The sequence below is a fragment of the Klebsiella sp. CN_Kp088 genome (genome assembly GCF_040064335.1).
GTDB lineage: Bacteria > Pseudomonadota > Gammaproteobacteria > Enterobacterales > Enterobacteriaceae > Klebsiella > Klebsiella aerogenes.
Map to the genome: position 1 here is coordinate 113506 of NZ_JBEAIQ010000022.1, position 14339 is coordinate 127844.

The 14339-nt window shown below is 60.9% G+C and carries 11 protein-coding genes; 6 read left to right on the forward strand and 5 right to left on the reverse strand.

Annotated elements, in window-relative coordinates:
• Positions 1 to 113 precede the first annotated feature (113 nt).
• The 3 genes from ABLV08_RS12570 to lsrR all read right to left on the reverse strand — a co-directional run bounded on the left by ABLV08_RS12570 (position 114) and on the right by lsrR (position 4924).
• The gene (locus ABLV08_RS12570; RefSeq protein WP_348855905.1) at positions 114 to 2135 is read right to left on the reverse strand and encodes an NADPH-dependent 2,4-dienoyl-CoA reductase; all 2022 of its coding nucleotides are present in this window, start codon (positions 2133 to 2135) and stop codon (positions 114 to 116) included.
• Positions 2136 to 2316: 181 nt separating this feature from the next.
• Positions 2317 to 3915, reverse strand: coding sequence for an autoinducer-2 kinase (gene lsrK / locus ABLV08_RS12575; protein ID WP_032712563.1), 1599 nt, complete (start codon positions 3913 to 3915; stop codon positions 2317 to 2319).
• A 37-nt stretch (positions 3916 to 3952) separates the two neighbouring features.
• Complete coding sequence (gene lsrR, locus ABLV08_RS12580; RefSeq protein WP_020077877.1) at positions 3953 to 4924, reverse strand: transcriptional regulator LsrR; 972 nt, start codon at positions 4922 to 4924, stop codon at positions 3953 to 3955.
• Between the two features lie 218 nt (positions 4925 to 5142).
• Here lsrR and lsrA point away from each other — a divergent pair, with 218 nt between their 5' ends.
• Genes lsrA through lsrG form a run of 6 tightly spaced genes read left to right on the forward strand, consistent with a single transcriptional unit; the run spans position 5143 to position 10855 of the window.
• Complete coding sequence (gene lsrA, locus ABLV08_RS12585; protein ID WP_348855942.1) at positions 5143 to 6630, forward strand: autoinducer 2 ABC transporter ATP-binding protein LsrA; 1488 nt, start codon at positions 5143 to 5145, stop codon at positions 6628 to 6630.
• Positions 6627 to 7661, forward strand: a complete 1035-nt coding sequence (gene lsrC / locus ABLV08_RS12590; RefSeq protein ID WP_012967197.1) for an autoinducer 2 ABC transporter permease LsrC — start codon at positions 6627 to 6629, stop codon at positions 7659 to 7661. Before lsrA ends, lsrC begins: the two co-directional genes overlap by 4 nt.
• A complete protein-coding gene (gene lsrD / locus ABLV08_RS12595; RefSeq protein WP_015703557.1) occupies positions 7662 to 8660 on the forward strand; it encodes an autoinducer 2 ABC transporter permease LsrD in 999 nt (332 codons plus the stop codon).
• Between the two features lies 1 nt (position 8661).
• Positions 8662 to 9663, forward strand: a complete 1002-nt coding sequence (gene lsrB / locus ABLV08_RS12600) for an autoinducer 2 ABC transporter substrate-binding protein LsrB (RefSeq protein WP_004144833.1) — start codon at positions 8662 to 8664, stop codon at positions 9661 to 9663.
• 11 nt (positions 9664 to 9674) lie between these two features.
• Positions 9675 to 10562: a 3-hydroxy-5-phosphonooxypentane-2,4-dione thiolase gene (gene lsrF, locus ABLV08_RS12605; RefSeq protein WP_002917724.1), complete on the forward strand. Its 888-nt coding sequence runs from the start codon at positions 9675 to 9677 to the stop codon at positions 10560 to 10562.
• The gene (lsrG, locus tag ABLV08_RS12610; RefSeq protein ID WP_004181386.1) at positions 10559 to 10855 is read left to right on the forward strand and encodes a (4S)-4-hydroxy-5-phosphonooxypentane-2,3-dione isomerase; all 297 of its coding nucleotides are present in this window, start codon (positions 10559 to 10561) and stop codon (positions 10853 to 10855) included. The genes lsrF and lsrG overlap by 4 nt, the downstream gene beginning before the upstream one ends.
• A 46-nt stretch (positions 10856 to 10901) precedes the next feature.
• Here lsrG and ygjK read toward each other — a convergent pair whose 3' ends face one another.
• Together ygjK and ygjJ are read right to left on the reverse strand one after the other, a co-directional pair.
• On the reverse strand, positions 10902 to 13253 hold the full coding sequence (gene ygjK, locus ABLV08_RS12615) for an alpha-glucosidase (protein WP_348855906.1): 2352 nt from the start codon (positions 13251 to 13253) through the stop codon (positions 10902 to 10904).
• A 17-nt stretch (positions 13254 to 13270) separates the two neighbouring features.
• Complete coding sequence (ygjJ, locus tag ABLV08_RS12620) at positions 13271 to 14329, reverse strand: protein YgjJ (protein WP_020317097.1); 1059 nt, start codon at positions 14327 to 14329, stop codon at positions 13271 to 13273.
• Positions 14330 to 14339 lie beyond the last annotated feature (10 nt).

Consider the following 14339-nt stretch of genomic DNA (forward strand, 5'->3'; position numbering starts at 1 on the left):
CGGCTTGCGGCTGTCGCCTTAGCCGGGCTACCGACTGTCGCCTTAGCCGGGCAACCGTTCGGGATTATCGTGGTAGCCCGGGGAAGGCGCATCGCGCCGCCCCCGGGACAGGGCTAAATCGCCAGCGCCAGTTTTGTGCCCTGGGCAATCGCCCGGCGCGCATCCAGCTCCGCCGCCACGTCGCAACCGCCGATGAGATGTACCGTTTTCCCCGCCGCGCGCAGCGGATCCGCCAGCTCGCGGCGCGGTTCCTGACCGGCGCAGATCACCACCTGATCGACCGCCAACAGTTGGCGCTCGCCGCCGATAGTGACATGTAACCCTTCATCATCGATCTTTTCATAGCTGACCGCCGGGATCATTTTCACGCCGCGCGCCAGCAGCGTCACGCGGTGGATCCAACCGGTGGTTTTGCCGAGCCCTTCGCCCGGTTTGCTGGCTTTGCGCTGTAGCATCACAATCTGTCGCGGGCTTTTACTCAGCTGTGGGCCCTCAGGACTCAGCCCTCCCGCCGTTTGCAGGCTGGTATCGATACCCCATTCGCGGCAGAACTCGCCGATATCCAGGCTGGTGGCCGCGCCCGACTGGCTTAAATACATCGCGGTGTCGAAGCCGATGCCGCCGCAGCCGATAATCGCCACCTTCGCGCCAACCGGCGCTTTATCACGCAAGACATTAAGGTAGCTCAGCACTTTGGGATGATCGATCCCGTCGATCGCCGGCAGGCGCGGGGCGATACCGGTGGCGAGGATCGTCTCATCGAACGCCAGCAGATCGTCTGTCGTGACGCGGGTGTTCAGGCGTAGATCGACACCATGAAGATCGAGCATGGTGCGGTAGTAACGCAACGTCTCGTGAAACTCCTCTTTGCCGGGGATCTGTTTGGCGATATTAAACTGGCCGCCGATCTCCGGGAGCGCATCGAACAACGTGACATGATGACCGCGGGCGGCGGCGTTAACGGAGAAGGCCAGACCGGCCGGCCCGGCGCCGACCACCGCCAGCCGTTTAGGCGCGTTGGCAGGCAGGACCGTCATCAGGGTTTCATGACAGGCGCGCGGGTTGACCAGACAAGAGGTGACTTTGCCGGCGAAGATCCGATCGAGACACGCCTGGTTGCAACCGATGCAGGTATTGATCTCCCTGGCGCGATCGCGCTGCGCTTTCGACATAAATTCGGCGTCGGCGAGGAACGGGCGGGCCATCGATACCATATCGGCATCGCCGCGGGCGAGAATATCCTCCGCGACCTGCGGATCGTTGATGCGGTTGGTGGTGATCAACGGGATCGACACCGCGCCTTTCAGCTTGCGGGTGACCCAACTGAAAGCTCCGCGCGGTACCGGCGTGGCGATGGTCGGAATGCGCGCTTCGTGCCAGCCAATCCCGGTGTTGATAATTGTCGCCCCCGCCGCTTCAATCGCTTTGGCCAGTTCGGTGACTTCCGCCAGCGTGCTGCCGTCGTTGACCAGATCGAGCATCGACAGACGGTAGATGATAATGAAATCGTGGCCGGCGCGCTGGCGTACCGCCTTAACCACCTCTACGGCGAAACGCATGCGCCTGACATAATCGCCGCCCCATTGGTCGTCGCGCTGGTTGGTGCGCGCGGCGAGAAATTCGTTAATCAGATAGCCCTCAGAGCCCATCACTTCGACGCCGTCATATCCCGCTTCACGCGCCAGTTGGGCGCAGTGGGCAAAATCATCGATCAGCGTCAGGATCTCATCGTGGCTCAGTTCATGGGGTGTAAAACGATTAATCGGCGCCTGTAGCGCCGAAGGGGCTACTAGCGCGGGCTGGTAGCTGTAGCGCCCGGTGTGCAGGATCTGCAGGGCGATTTTGCCGCCTTCCTGATGTACCGCGTCGGTAATATGGCGATGGTGGGCCAGATGGCTGGCATCGTTGAGTAGCGCGCCGCCGGCCATGGTGACGCCAGAGGGCGCCGGAGCGATGCCGCCGGTGACGATCAGCGCCACGCCGTGACGGGCGCGTTCGGCGTAAAAGGCCGCCAGCCGCTGTGCGCCGTCCGGCAGCTCTTCCAGCCCGGTGTGCATTGAGCCCATCAACACGCGGTTTTTGAGCGTTGTGAAGCCCAGCTCAAGCGGGGCGAAAAGCGACGGATAGCGGCTCATAGTGGCTTCCAATGTAAAATTATTGTTATGTGGTCGGATGAGTTACTAATTTAGCCGTCGCGGAGAAAAAGGGAAAAGGGGAGTGCGGTGATTGTGATGGGATTCAAAGAACGGAAATCGTTGTCCCTCACCCCGGCCCTCTCCCAAAGGGAGAGGGGGAAAGGCGGATCGGTACCGGTGGTTAGGGTGACGGGGAAGACGCTACGCGCTGGCGGCGCTCCAGGCCCGGTGCCTGCCACATCGATGTTGTCAGCCCGCTATCGACAAGGCCAAGCTGATCGGCGTACACCGTCTGCCACTTGCTCATCATCTCCTGATACAGCTCGCGATGCTGCGGATTTGGGGTGAACTCGCGGTGCCAGCTCACTAACCGTTCTCCTGTACTGGCCATATCGCCATACAGTCCGGCGCCGGTTCCGGCGGCGATGGCGCAGCCCAGAGCGGTGGCTTCGCGGACCACCGGCACCCGCACCGGCAGGCCGATGACGTCGCTGAGGATCTGGCTCCACAGCGCGCCTTTAGAGCCGCCGCCGGCAAACACCAGGCTCTCGAATGTCACCCCGGAGAACTGTGAAATCTGCGCCAGGTTGCAGGCGGAGACAATCGCCGCGTTCTCCTCCAGCGCGCGGAACAGGGTCGCTTTGTTGCACTTCTCCGGATCGATGGAGAGGTTAATAAACGACGGCGCGGCGTGGTACCACTGCTTAAAGTGCATGGCGTCGGAAAAAATAGGCATCACGCCATGGGAACCGGCTGGCACGCGGCTGGCCATCTCTTCCAGTAGTGAATAGGCATCAACGCCGAGCCGCTCGGCAATCAGTTTTTCTTCAGCGCAGAAGGCGTCGCGGAACCAGCGCATGGTCAGCCCGGTAAAGAAGCTGATCGATTCCGCCTGCGCCATGCCGGGAATGACATGAGGATTAACACGAATATTCATCTGCGGATCGGTACGCACCTGCGGCAGGTTGACCACCTGCTGCCAGAAAGTGCCGCCGAGTACTGCAGTTTGCCCGGCGCGCACCACCCCAAGGCCCAGGCAGCCGAGCTGGACGTCGCCGCCGCCCATCACTACCGGCGTCCCGGCGCGCAGGCCGCTCTGCTGTGCCGCCGTTTCGGTGACGGCGCCCAGCAGGGTACCGGTCTCTTTGACCGGCGACAGCATATCGGCGCGCAGCCCGGCCATATCCAGCAGCGCCGGACGCCAGTCGCGGCTGAACAGGTCGAGCATGCCGGTGGTGCCGGCGTTTGACGGGTCGACCGCCAGCTCGCCGGATAGCTTCGCCGCCAGCCAGTCGCTGATCATGGTGATGGTTGCCGCTTTGCGGTAGATATCGGGGCGGTGGTGCGCCAGCCACAGCAGGCGCGGCATGGCGCTAAGCGCCAGGGTTTGTCCCGAGACCTCGTATACCTCGGATTCAAAACGATAGTCGTGGATCTCCTTAAGCTCCGCCACTTCGCGGCTGGCGCGGGCATCGACGTTGGCGCAGGCCCAGATGGCCTCGCCGTCGCGGTCATAGAGGACGATCCCTTCGCGCATCGAACAGCAGGCGACGGACTGAATATCGGCGGCAGAGAGCCGGGCGGCATCGAGCGCCTGGCGAATGCACTGGCAGGCCAGCTGCCAGTTGGTGGTAAGGTCGAACTCCATCGAGCCGGGGACGTTATCGACGCTCAGGTGTTTCCATTCGGCCTGGCCTACCGCCAGCTGGCGCCCATTAAGATCGAAAATGACCGCCCGAATGCTGCCGGTCCCGGCATCTAACGCTAACAGGTAACTCATGACATGCGCCTCGCTGTTGTCGCGCGGCGCCAGGCCGTCAGGAGGCCAGTGCGAGCACCGCGCGTGCTGTTGTCTCTTCCGTTACCAGGCCATTAATGCGCTTGCCAATCAGAGCGGCATGAATCGCCTGCGCTTTTTGTTCTCCCCCGGCGACGCCGACAATGGTTGGCAGCTGCGCCAGCTCATCAAGGGTTATGCCGAGCAGTTCCCGATGGATCTCCAGTCCTTCTACCGGCCGGCCGTCGGCCTGCAGGAAATAACCTAAAATGTCGCCGACCGCGCCTTTGCGCGCGTACATCAGCTGTTCGCCCTCGCTGATATAGCCGGAGCGTAAAATAGTGGCGTCGCGCCGCTGATCGATGGCGCCAATGCCAACCACCGCCGCGTCCGCCGCCGTCGCCGCCAGCATCACGTCGCGCACGCTCGACTCGCGGCGCAGGATCTCGGCGACCTCCGCCGAAGAGACCCGCAGCGGCGCCGGAATAATGCTGACGCTGCAGGCGGCATCAAGCTGGCCGATGCCGGTCATATAGGGGCCGACGCCGCCGGAGAGGGTCACCAGCCGCACCTGCTGCGAGCCGATAAAGCCGCTGAGATGCTGCAGGCAGCTCATGGTGGCTTCGCCGAAACCGACTGCCAATAATTGCCCCGGTTGCAGAATGCCCATCAGCGACTGCGCCGCGCCGATACCCAGCCGGGTATTCATCGGCGGGGTGTTGAGCGCCGGCAGAACGCGGGCAATCTTGAGGCCAAAACGCTGCTGGAGTTCACTTTCCAGCGCCAGACAGCCCTCATAGCGCGAGTTGATCTGCACGCGGATCACCCCGGACTGGCGGCCTTTCTCCAGCAGACGGGAAATCTTCAGCCGCGGCAGCCCCAAACGCTCGCCGATGTCATTTTGCGTCAGGCCGTCGTGGTAGTAGCACCACGCCACCCGCGCCACCAGCTCTTCCTCGGCTAACGCCAACCCGGCGTAGCGGTTCTCTTCCGTAATGCGTTTTTCGCTCATAAATTGAACTCTTATAAAAATTTAGATCATATGTTCGCTATTGCGTGATCGGAAAGTGTGAGCCGACTGGCAAAACGGATCTTTCATCGCTGGCCTATTTTTTCCTGATGATCTAAAGCACCAAAGTGTGATCTTCGCACGGTTGTAAATATAGTTCACCGTCTACGCTTTTGAACATTATTAAATTTAAAAATCATTTGTTCAATCGAGGCGCGATGATGAAGCCACTGCTTGAAGCTCGCCAGATTTGCAAACAGTTCTCCGGCGTTGCGGTGCTCAAGGGCATTGATTTCACGCTAGGCGCGGGCCAGGTGCATGCGCTGATGGGCGGCAACGGCGCGGGTAAATCGACGCTGATGAAGATCATCGCCGGCGTCGAAACGCCGGATAGCGGTGAACTGACGATCGGCGAACGCGCGTTTGCGCGCCTCAATCCGGCGCTGGCTCATCAGTTAGGCATCTATTTGGTGCCGCAGGAGCCGATGCTGTTTCCCAACCTCAGCGTGCGCGAGAACATTCTTTTCCGCCTGCCGAAGCGGGCGGATACCGCCGCGCGGTTGCAGGACAAACTGCAGCAGTTGAACTGCCAGATCAACCTCGACGCCAGCGCCAGCACGCTCGAGGTAGCCGATCAACAGATGGTCGAGATCCTGCGCGGGCTGATGCGCGAGGCCTGGATCCTGATCCTGGATGAACCCACCGCCTCTTTAACGCCGGGTGAAACTGAGAGACTGTTTAGCCAGATCCGCGCGTTACAGGCGCTGGACGTTGGGATCGTCTTTATCTCACACAAATTGCCCGAAATCCGCCAGCTTGCCAGCCATATTTCGGTGATGCGCGACGGCGCGGTGGTGCTGAGCGGCGAGACCGCGGCATACCGCGATGAGCAACTGATTAACGCGATGACGCCGGTCAGCCGCGACCATGCGCTGAGCGACACGCAAAAGCTGTGGCTGTCGCTACCGGGCAACCGCCGTACTCAACCGCAGGACTTTCCCGTGCTGCGGGTGGAAGATCTTACCGGCGAAGGCTTTATCGATCTCAATCTGGAGATCCGCGCCGGAGAGATCGTCGGTCTGGCCGGGTTGGTGGGATCCGGGCGCACCGAATTTGCTGAAACCTTATACGGCCTGCGTACACCGCGCGCCGGGCGAATCTGGCTGGAGAACCGCGAGATTAGCCGCGACAGCACCCGCGCCAGGTTGGCCAGCGGGCTGGTCTATCTGCCGGAAGACCGCCAGGTCTCGGGGCTGTTTCTCGATGCGCCGGTGCGCTGGAACACGGTGATGTTCAATCAGCCGTCGTGGTGGCAGCAGGGGAAACGGGAGGCGGCGGTGGTTGAACGCTATCACCGGGCACTGGGGATCAAGCTGGCCGATGGCGATCAGCCGGTGTGCACTCTCTCTGGCGGTAACCAGCAGAAGGTGCTGCTGGCGCGCTGTCTGGAAGCTAATCCGTTACTGCTGATTGTCGATGAGCCGACGCGCGGCGTGGATGTCTCCGCCCGCGCCGATATCTATCAACTGCTAAAAAGCGTTGCCGCGCAAAACGTGGCGGTGCTGATGATCTCTTCCGATGTGGATGAGTTCGTCGGCCTTGCCGACCGGGTGCTGGTGATGCATCAGGGCCGCTACAGCGGCGAGCTGGCGCGGCAGGCGGTGACCGTGGATCGCATGATGACCCTGGCCTTCGGAGGACAGGCATGAAAACGTTACTGAAGAATCGCGAACTGAGCGCCTTCTTTGCCATCGTGGCGCTCTTTGTCGTGCTGGTGGCGCTCAATCCAGCCTATTTCAGCCTGCAGACCCTGGCGATGATTTTCGCCAGCTCGCAGATCCTCTGCCTGCTGGCATTGGGCGCGACGCTGGTGATGCTGACCCGCAATATTGACGTGTCGGTAGGTTCGACCGTTGGGCTGTGCGCCATCGCCGTCGGCGTGGCGCTGAACAACGGTTACGGGCTGGCGACGGCTATCGCCTTCGCGCTGGCGATTGGCGCGCTGGCCGGAGCTTTTAACGGCCTGCTGGTAGTGGGACTGCGCATTCCGGCGATCGTCGCGACGCTCGGTACGCTGGGGTTGTATCGCGGGGTGATGTTGCTGTGGACCGGTGGTAAATGGATCGAAGGCTTGCCCGACAGCCTGAAATCGCTCTCGGAGCCCGCGTTTATCGGCGTGTCGCCGCTGGGCTGGCTGGTGCTGGCGCTGCTGCTGGCAGGCGGCTGGCTGCTGTCGCGCACCGCATTCGGTCGTGATTTTTACGCCGTTGGCGATAACCTCGCCGCCGCGCGCCAGCTGGGCGTGGCGGTCAACCGCACGCGGATGCTGGCCTTTACTCTCAACGGTATGCTGGCGGCCTGCGCCGGGATCGTCTTCGCCGCGCAGATTGGTTTTGTGCCTAATCAGACCGGCAGCGGCCTGGAGATGAAAGCCATCGCCGCCTGCGTGCTGGGCGGGATCTCGCTGCTCGGCGGCACCGGCACGCTGCTTGGCGCGTTTCTCGGCGCCTTTTTCCTCACCCAAATTGACACCGTACTGGTGCTGTTCCGCCTTCCCGCCTGGTGGAATGACTTTATCGCCGGCCTGGTGCTGCTCGGTGTGCTGGTGCTCGATGGCCGCCTGCGTCAGGCGCTGGCCCGCCATCAGCGGGCGCTGAAGTACAGCCGTTTTCAGCCAGGTAACAAAGGAAGCAAACAGGTTGCCCGCTTTCCCGAACGCAAAAGCAAAGAGGTGGCTTAAATGAAGCTGAAGCTTAACTGGGAAAGCGCGCTGCTGGCGTTGCTGATCGCGGAAATCCTGCTATTCGGCACCTTGAATCCGCGCATGCTGGATATCAATATGCTGCTCTTTAGCACCAGCGACTTTATCTGCATCGGCATCGTCGCGCTGCCGCTGACGCTGGTGATCATCAGCGGCGGGATCGATATTTCGTTGGGCTCGACCATCGGCCTGTGCGCCATCGCCCTCGGGGTGATGACCCAGGCGGGCTGGCCGCTGTGGCTCGCGGTATCGCTGACGTTGCTCTTGGGGCTGCTGTGCGGGTTATTCAACGCCGCGCTGATTCACTACACCGGCATCAGCCCGCTGGTGATCACGCTTGGTACGCTATATCTGTACGGCGGCGGCGCGCTGTTGCTTTCCGGGATGGCCGGCGCGACCGGTTACGAGGGGATTGGCGGTTTTCCCGATAGCTTCACCGCCTTCGCCAATTTAACCCTCGCCGGACTGCCGCTGCCGCTGGTGCTATTCGCGATTATCACCTTTTTCTTCTGGCTACTGGCCCATCGCGGGCGCTTTGGCCGCCACCTCTTTTTACTCGGGCAAAACCCGCGCGCCGCGCGCTATGCCGCGCTGTCGGTGAACGGCATCCCGTACGTGCTGTATGGCCTGGTTGGCGTCGCCTCGGCGGTCGCGGCGCTGGTGATGGTCTCCTATTTCGGCTCGGCGCGTTCGGATTTAGGCCGCGACCTGCTGATGCCGGCGCTGACCGCGGCGGTGCTCGGCGGGGCCAATATTTACGGCGGCTCGGGATCGATACTGGGTACCGCGCTGGCGGCATTGCTGGTGGGGTATCTGCAACAGGGTTTACAGATGGTCGGCATCCCCAACCAGGTGTCGAGCGCGCTGTCAGGGGCGCTGTTGGTTGTGGTGGTGATGGGGCGTTCGCTGAGCCTGCACCGTGAATGGGTGCGCGCGACCTGGCGGCGTCTTTTCTCGCATAAAACAATCGGAGCATAAAATGAAATTAAAACTGATCGTGCTGGCGCTGGCGATGAGCGTAGTCACCGCACAGGCGGCGGACCGCATCGCCTTTATTCCTAAGCTGGTCGGCGTCGGCTTCTTTACCAGCGGCGGCAACGGCGCGAAAGAGGCGGGGAAAGCGCTGGGCGTGGATGTCACCTATGACGGTCCCACCGAGCCCAGCGTCTCCGGCCAGGTGCAGCTTATCAACAACTTCGTCAACCAGGGCTACAACGCGATTATCGTCTCCGCCGTCTCGCCGGACGGCCTGTGTCCGGCGCTGAAGCGGGCGATGCAGCGCGGGGTGAAAGTCCTGACCTGGGATTCCGATACCAAGCCGGAGTGCCGCAGCATCTATATCAACCAGGGCACGCCGCAGCAGCTCGGCGGCCTGCTGGTCGAGATGGCGGAAAAGCAGGTCAGCAAACCTGCCGCCAAAGTCGCGTTTTTCTACTCCAGCCCGACGGTGACCGACCAGAACCAGTGGGTGAAGGAAGCCAAAGCCAAAATCGAAAAAGAGCATCCGCAGTGGCAAATCGTCACCACCCAGTTTGGCTATAACGATGCCACCAAATCGCTGCAAACCGCCGAGGGGATCTTAAAAGCGTATCCGGATCTCGACGCCATTATCGCGCCGGATGCCAATGCGCTGCCGGCGGCGGCGCAGGCGGCGGAGAACCTCAAGCGTCAGGGCGTGGCGATCGTCGGCTTTAGTACTCCGAACGTGATGCGCCCGTACGTTGAGCGCGGCACGGTGAAAGCGTTCGGCCTGTGGGATGTGGTTCAGCAGGGCAAAATTGCGGTTAACGTCGCCGATCGATTGCTGAAAAAGGGCGATCTTAACGTCGGCGACAGCGTTGAGGTGAAAGATATCGGCTCGCTGAAGGTCGAACCGAATAGCGTGCAGGGCTACCAGTATGAGGCGAAGGGCAACGGTATCGTGCTGCTGCCGGAGCGCGTGGTGTTCAGCAAAGAGAACATCAACAACTACGACTTCTGACGGAGGAAAAGATGGCTGATTTAGACGATATCAAAGAGGGTAAGGACTTCGGCATCGATCGCCCGCAGCAGAATACGCTGTATACCCTGAAAGGCTGTGGTTCACTGGATTGGGGCATGCAGTCACGGCTGGCGCGCATCTTTAATCCGCACAGCAACCGCACGGTGATGCTGGCCTTCGATCACGGTTACTTCCAGGGGCCAACGACCGGGCTTGAGCGTATCGACCTGTCGATTGCGCCGCTATTTGCCGACACCGACGTGCTGATGTGTACCCGCGGCGTACTGCGCAGCCAGGTACCGGCGGCCACCAATAAGCCGGTGGTGCTGCGCGCCTCCGGCGGCAATTCGATTTTGAGCGAACTCTCTAACGAATGCGTGGCGGTGGCGATGGAAGACGCGCTTCGTCTCAACGTTTGCGCGGTGGCGGCGCAGGTCTATATCGGCAGCGAATACGAACATCAGTCGATCAATAACATCATCAAACTGGTGGATGCCGGCAATCGCTACGGTATGCCGGTACTGGCGGTTACCGGCGTCGGCAAAGAGATGACCCGCGACGCGCGCTACTTCTCGCTGGCCAGCCGGATTGCCGCCGAAATGGGGGCGCAGTTTGTGAAGACCTATTTCGTTGAGGAAGGCTTTGAAAAAGTGACCGCCAGCTGTCCGGTGCCGATCGTCATCGCCGGCGGTAAAAAACTGCCGGAGCATGAGGCGCTGGAGATGTGCTGGCGGGCGATCGACCAGGGGGCGTCCGGGGTGGATATGGGGCGCAATATCTTCCAGTCCAGCGCCCCGCGCGCGATGCTGAAGGCGGTGAAAAAGGTGGTGCATGAGAATCTGAACGCGCGCGAAGCGTATCAGTTCTGGCAGGAAGAGAAACAGGGAGAGCTGAAATGAACGTGACGCTGGTAGAGATCAATATTAAACCCGAGCGGGTGGATGAGTTTCTCGAGGTGTTTCGCGCCAACCACGAGGGCGCGCTGCGGGAACCAGGCAACCTGCGCTTTGATGTCCTGCAGGATCCCGAGGTGAAAACCCGCTTTTTTATCTACGAAGCCTATAAAGACGATGAGGCGGTGCTGGCGCATAAGAAGACGCCGCACTATTTAGCCTGCGTCGAAAAGCTGGAGGAGATGATGTCGCAGCCGCGGCAGAAGCGCAGCTTTATCGGCCTGTTACCGCAGGTGTGAGGTTCCCTCTCCCCTGTGGGGAGAGGGTTAGGGTGAGGGGAAAACGCTAGGGCTTACGGAAAAACTCGTTATACAACATATATAAATGCGCCGCGCTCCACGAGAAGTTAGGCGCCCCCTGCTGGGCGCCGGTCAGCGGATTGTAGTTCTCCTGAATAGGGCCATCGGCGGTTAAGCCTTTGGCGTGCTGGAAGAAGGCGTCCGCCAGCTTCAGCGCCTCATCGCGATGACCGTAGCGCTCCATTCCCTTCAGGCCGAACCAGAACTGATCCACCCACACCCGTCCACGCCAGTAAATATCGGCGCCAAAGGCCGGGTTGGTCAGCGCGGCGGTACCCAGCGGCACAAAGGTGTTGAACTCTTTCGGGTCGAGCATCACCGAAACCACATCGTCAGCATGTTGCTGCGTCGCCGCGCCGTTAAACAGCGGCGACCAGCCTTCCGGCCCCTTGCCGCGCTCGACGATCGGTTTACCGGCGCAGCCGTTGGCCAGCGGTTGTTCTTCGATACGAATGTCGTAATAGAAACGAGTCTGCGGGTCGAACATGCAGGTATTGATATAATCCGCCAGCTTCGCCGCCAGCGCCTGATAGCGCTTTGCCTCTTCCGCTTTGCCAAGAATGGTCGCCATCTGCGCCAGATAGTGGTTATCGCTGTACATATAGCTGGCCTGATCGACCGATTCCTGGAGCAGCGAATACCCCAGCAGGTTGCCGTCGCGGTCGCGGTTTTCGGCGAATTTCACCGTCCAGTCGCTGCGTTTGCCGCCGTTGGCGACGTATTTATCCAGCTGTTCTTTATCGATAAAACCAAATACCGCCGCATCGTCGCGCCCGGACTCCCACGACGCCGCTACCTGCGCCGGAATTTCGAGGCTGTCGTAATCGCCTTTGGCCGTCACCTGTTCGTAGGCGCGAAGGCCGGAAAGCGTCTGCTCGGTTTGCCCTTTTTTCACCGTGAACAGCATGGCGCCGTCGGCGGTGTTGTGCACCTTATCGCGGGTCGCGCCATATTCCGGCACGCCGTTACCGTTATGGTCGCGATTGCGCAGCCACCAGTCGTGATAGGCCACCAGCTTCGGATACATCTCTTCCAGCCACGCTTTATCTTTGGTGACGTTATACACCTCCATCACCGACCAGGCCGCGAGGCTTGGCTTGGTGTTGCGTTCGTTCCAGTTGCCGCCGTCGCCGCCGCGCTCGGGGCTCATGTTCCAGGCAATCAGGTCGGGCACAAATCCGGCATCCTGCGGGCGCACCTTATCATTGGCTTTAATCTGCCAGGAGAAGACGGCGCGGATATTCTCTTTGGCGATATCCGGGTTGAAGTGGGCCATGGCGTAGGCCTGTTTCCAGGTATCCCACGGCCAGGTCTGGTTGCCGGAGAACCAGCGGCCGGTCACGGATGGAGTGACGGTGTGGTAATGCACCGCGCCGCCCGGCGCGCGCCAGTTGCCGTTGAGCGTCTCAATAGCTTTCACCGCCACGCGGGTCTGTTCGGCGGTAGCGTCGGGGTTGCTGAGCCCTTTTTGCAGATAACCGTCCCAGCGCTGTTCGGAGGCGGCGAGATAGTAAGCCGGCCGCGCCAGAATATCGCGGATCTGCGCTTTTTCCCGCCGCGCTTGCTCCGCAGTGAGTAGGTGCGAATAGGTGGTGTAGAGGGTGGTGGAGCCGCGGATCTCCGCGCTGCTGGTAAAGCGGTGGCCGTCGATACGGGTCTCGGTTACCAGCGAACGGTGGATCTGATACTGCGATTCGCCGGAGGTCATCAGGTCGGAGGCGGCGCGAACCTTGCCAAAGCTGACCGTCAGGCCGTCGGGCGTGGCGCTCAGACGGCGCTGATAGTCCGGGAAGGCTTCATCAATGGTTTTGTTCGATAGCGCTTTACCCTCTTTGGCGGCCAGTTTTTCCAGCAGTTCGCCATCCCACACCAGCTTCAGCGGAGTGTTGCTGGTGATTTTGGTCTCCAGCAGTGAAGTGTGGGCGCTGGCGAAGCGCAGCGTCATCTCCACCTTCACGCCGGGGGCGGTCAGCGTTTGTTTCAGCGCGCCCGGCAGGCTCCAGGCCTGCAGGGTGAAATCGACCTTTTTGCCGTTCTGATACACCGTCAGGCGATCGAAGTTGGTGGCCATAAAGTTGATGTACTCTTCGGTCAGCAGCGCCGGGCCGGGGAAGCCGCCCATGGTCGCCGGGCCGTCGGGCAGCAGGTGGCCGTGCCACGCCCCGAGGTCGAAAAAGGGGTTGAAGCGCTGGTGGTCATCGGCGTCGAAATCCTGCATATACTGCGGCGCGCCGCTGCGGTCGATGACGTTTTTAAACGCCTGCGCGGTGACGGCATGGGCGGAAAAACTCAGCATCAGCGCGCAGGCCAGCGGCGTCAGCGTAGTGGTGAAGTTCATGGTATCTCGGCTCCTTGTTACCAGTAGAAGTATTGCATCAGGAAAATTTTGTCGCTCGGGTCGCCGCTGGCGTTGCTGGTATAGAAACGGCTGTCGGCGGCGGTGGCGAAACGCCCGCCGCCGTATTCGTACCAGATGCCAAATTGCATAAACGCGGTGGTTTCATCAGCGGCGTGGTCCGGACGGTGTTTGGCGTAGCTGTATGCGGTGGAGAAGTAGAGCCCGCTTAATGCTTCATACATGGCGCTGGCCATAAAGCCGGTTTCGCTGCCGGGGACATCCAGCCCTTTGGCGCGGCCGGTATGGTGCCAGGCGCGGAAGGCCAGATTGGGCGACAGAACGCCGGTCAGGAATAGCTGCCCGGTGCCGTCGGTCACTTCAAGGCCGTTCATCCAGGTGACGTCTTTGACGATGTCGTACTGTACGTAGCCGTTGATCATCGCCGGATAGGTGTACTTATCGTCATAGCGATCATATTTGCCGAAGTGCAGCCAGGCCTTGCTTTCATCGTGATGCCCGGCCGGCGTGGCGGTGACGCTATAGCGGAAATCGCCGCTGCGGTTTTGTACTTTCAGCGCGTACATGATGTCGCGGGTATTGGGGATCACGTAACCCAGATCGGGGGTAAAGTCGCCCCACCACTGCAGGTCGTCCAGCGACGAGTCCTGGCGCAGGCTGAGCATGATCTCGGTGTTGTTATCGGTTTTATAGCCGCCATAGAGGCGGTTAAGGCCGCCTTCCACGCCGCCCCAGCTGTGGCCCGGCGTCCAGGCATTGCCCTGGCTATCGGCCTGTACCGTCCAGGCTTCGCCGTAAATCAGCCCGAACCAGTGGCCGTTTTTGACCTCCAGCCCGCCCTCGATATAGGTGCCATCGCTGTATTTATGTTTGTCCTCGCCTTCTAAATCCATGTATCCGCCAACCCCCAACTCGCCGTAAAAGCGATAGGAGGTGGTGGTTAATTCCGGCGTTTTGGTATCGTCGTGCTCGGCCGGATGGACAGTCTCAGCGGCCGCCGCAGGGGCGCAAAAAGCCAGGGCAACGAGTGCCCCGTATAAGTAAGAGTTAGTTTTCATTTTTTTAAGG

Coding starts and splice junctions, on each gene's coding strand:
- ABLV08_RS12570 (WP_348855905.1), bottom strand. CDS start 2,135: ATGAGCCGCTATCCGTCGCTTTTCGCCCCGCTTGAGCTGGGCTTCACA.
- lsrK (WP_032712563.1), bottom strand. CDS start 3,915: ATGAGTTACCTGTTAGCGTTAGATGCCGGGACCGGCAGCATTCGGGCG.
- lsrR (WP_020077877.1), bottom strand. CDS start 4,924: ATGAGCGAAAAACGCATTACGGAAGAGAACCGCTACGCCGGGTTGGCG.
- lsrA (WP_348855942.1), top strand. CDS start 5,143: ATGAAGCCACTGCTTGAAGCTCGCCAGATTTGCAAACAGTTCTCCGGC.
- lsrC (WP_012967197.1), top strand. CDS start 6,627: ATGAAAACGTTACTGAAGAATCGCGAACTGAGCGCCTTCTTTGCCATC.
- lsrD (WP_015703557.1), top strand. CDS start 7,662: ATGAAGCTGAAGCTTAACTGGGAAAGCGCGCTGCTGGCGTTGCTGATC.
- lsrB (WP_004144833.1), top strand. CDS start 8,662: ATGAAATTAAAACTGATCGTGCTGGCGCTGGCGATGAGCGTAGTCACC.
- lsrF (WP_002917724.1), top strand. CDS start 9,675: ATGGCTGATTTAGACGATATCAAAGAGGGTAAGGACTTCGGCATCGAT.
- lsrG (WP_004181386.1), top strand. CDS start 10,559: ATGAACGTGACGCTGGTAGAGATCAATATTAAACCCGAGCGGGTGGAT.
- ygjK (WP_348855906.1), bottom strand. CDS start 13,253: ATGAACTTCACCACTACGCTGACGCCGCTGGCCTGCGCGCTGATGCTG.
- ygjJ (WP_020317097.1), bottom strand. CDS start 14,329: ATGAAAACTAACTCTTACTTATACGGGGCACTCGTTGCCCTGGCTTTT.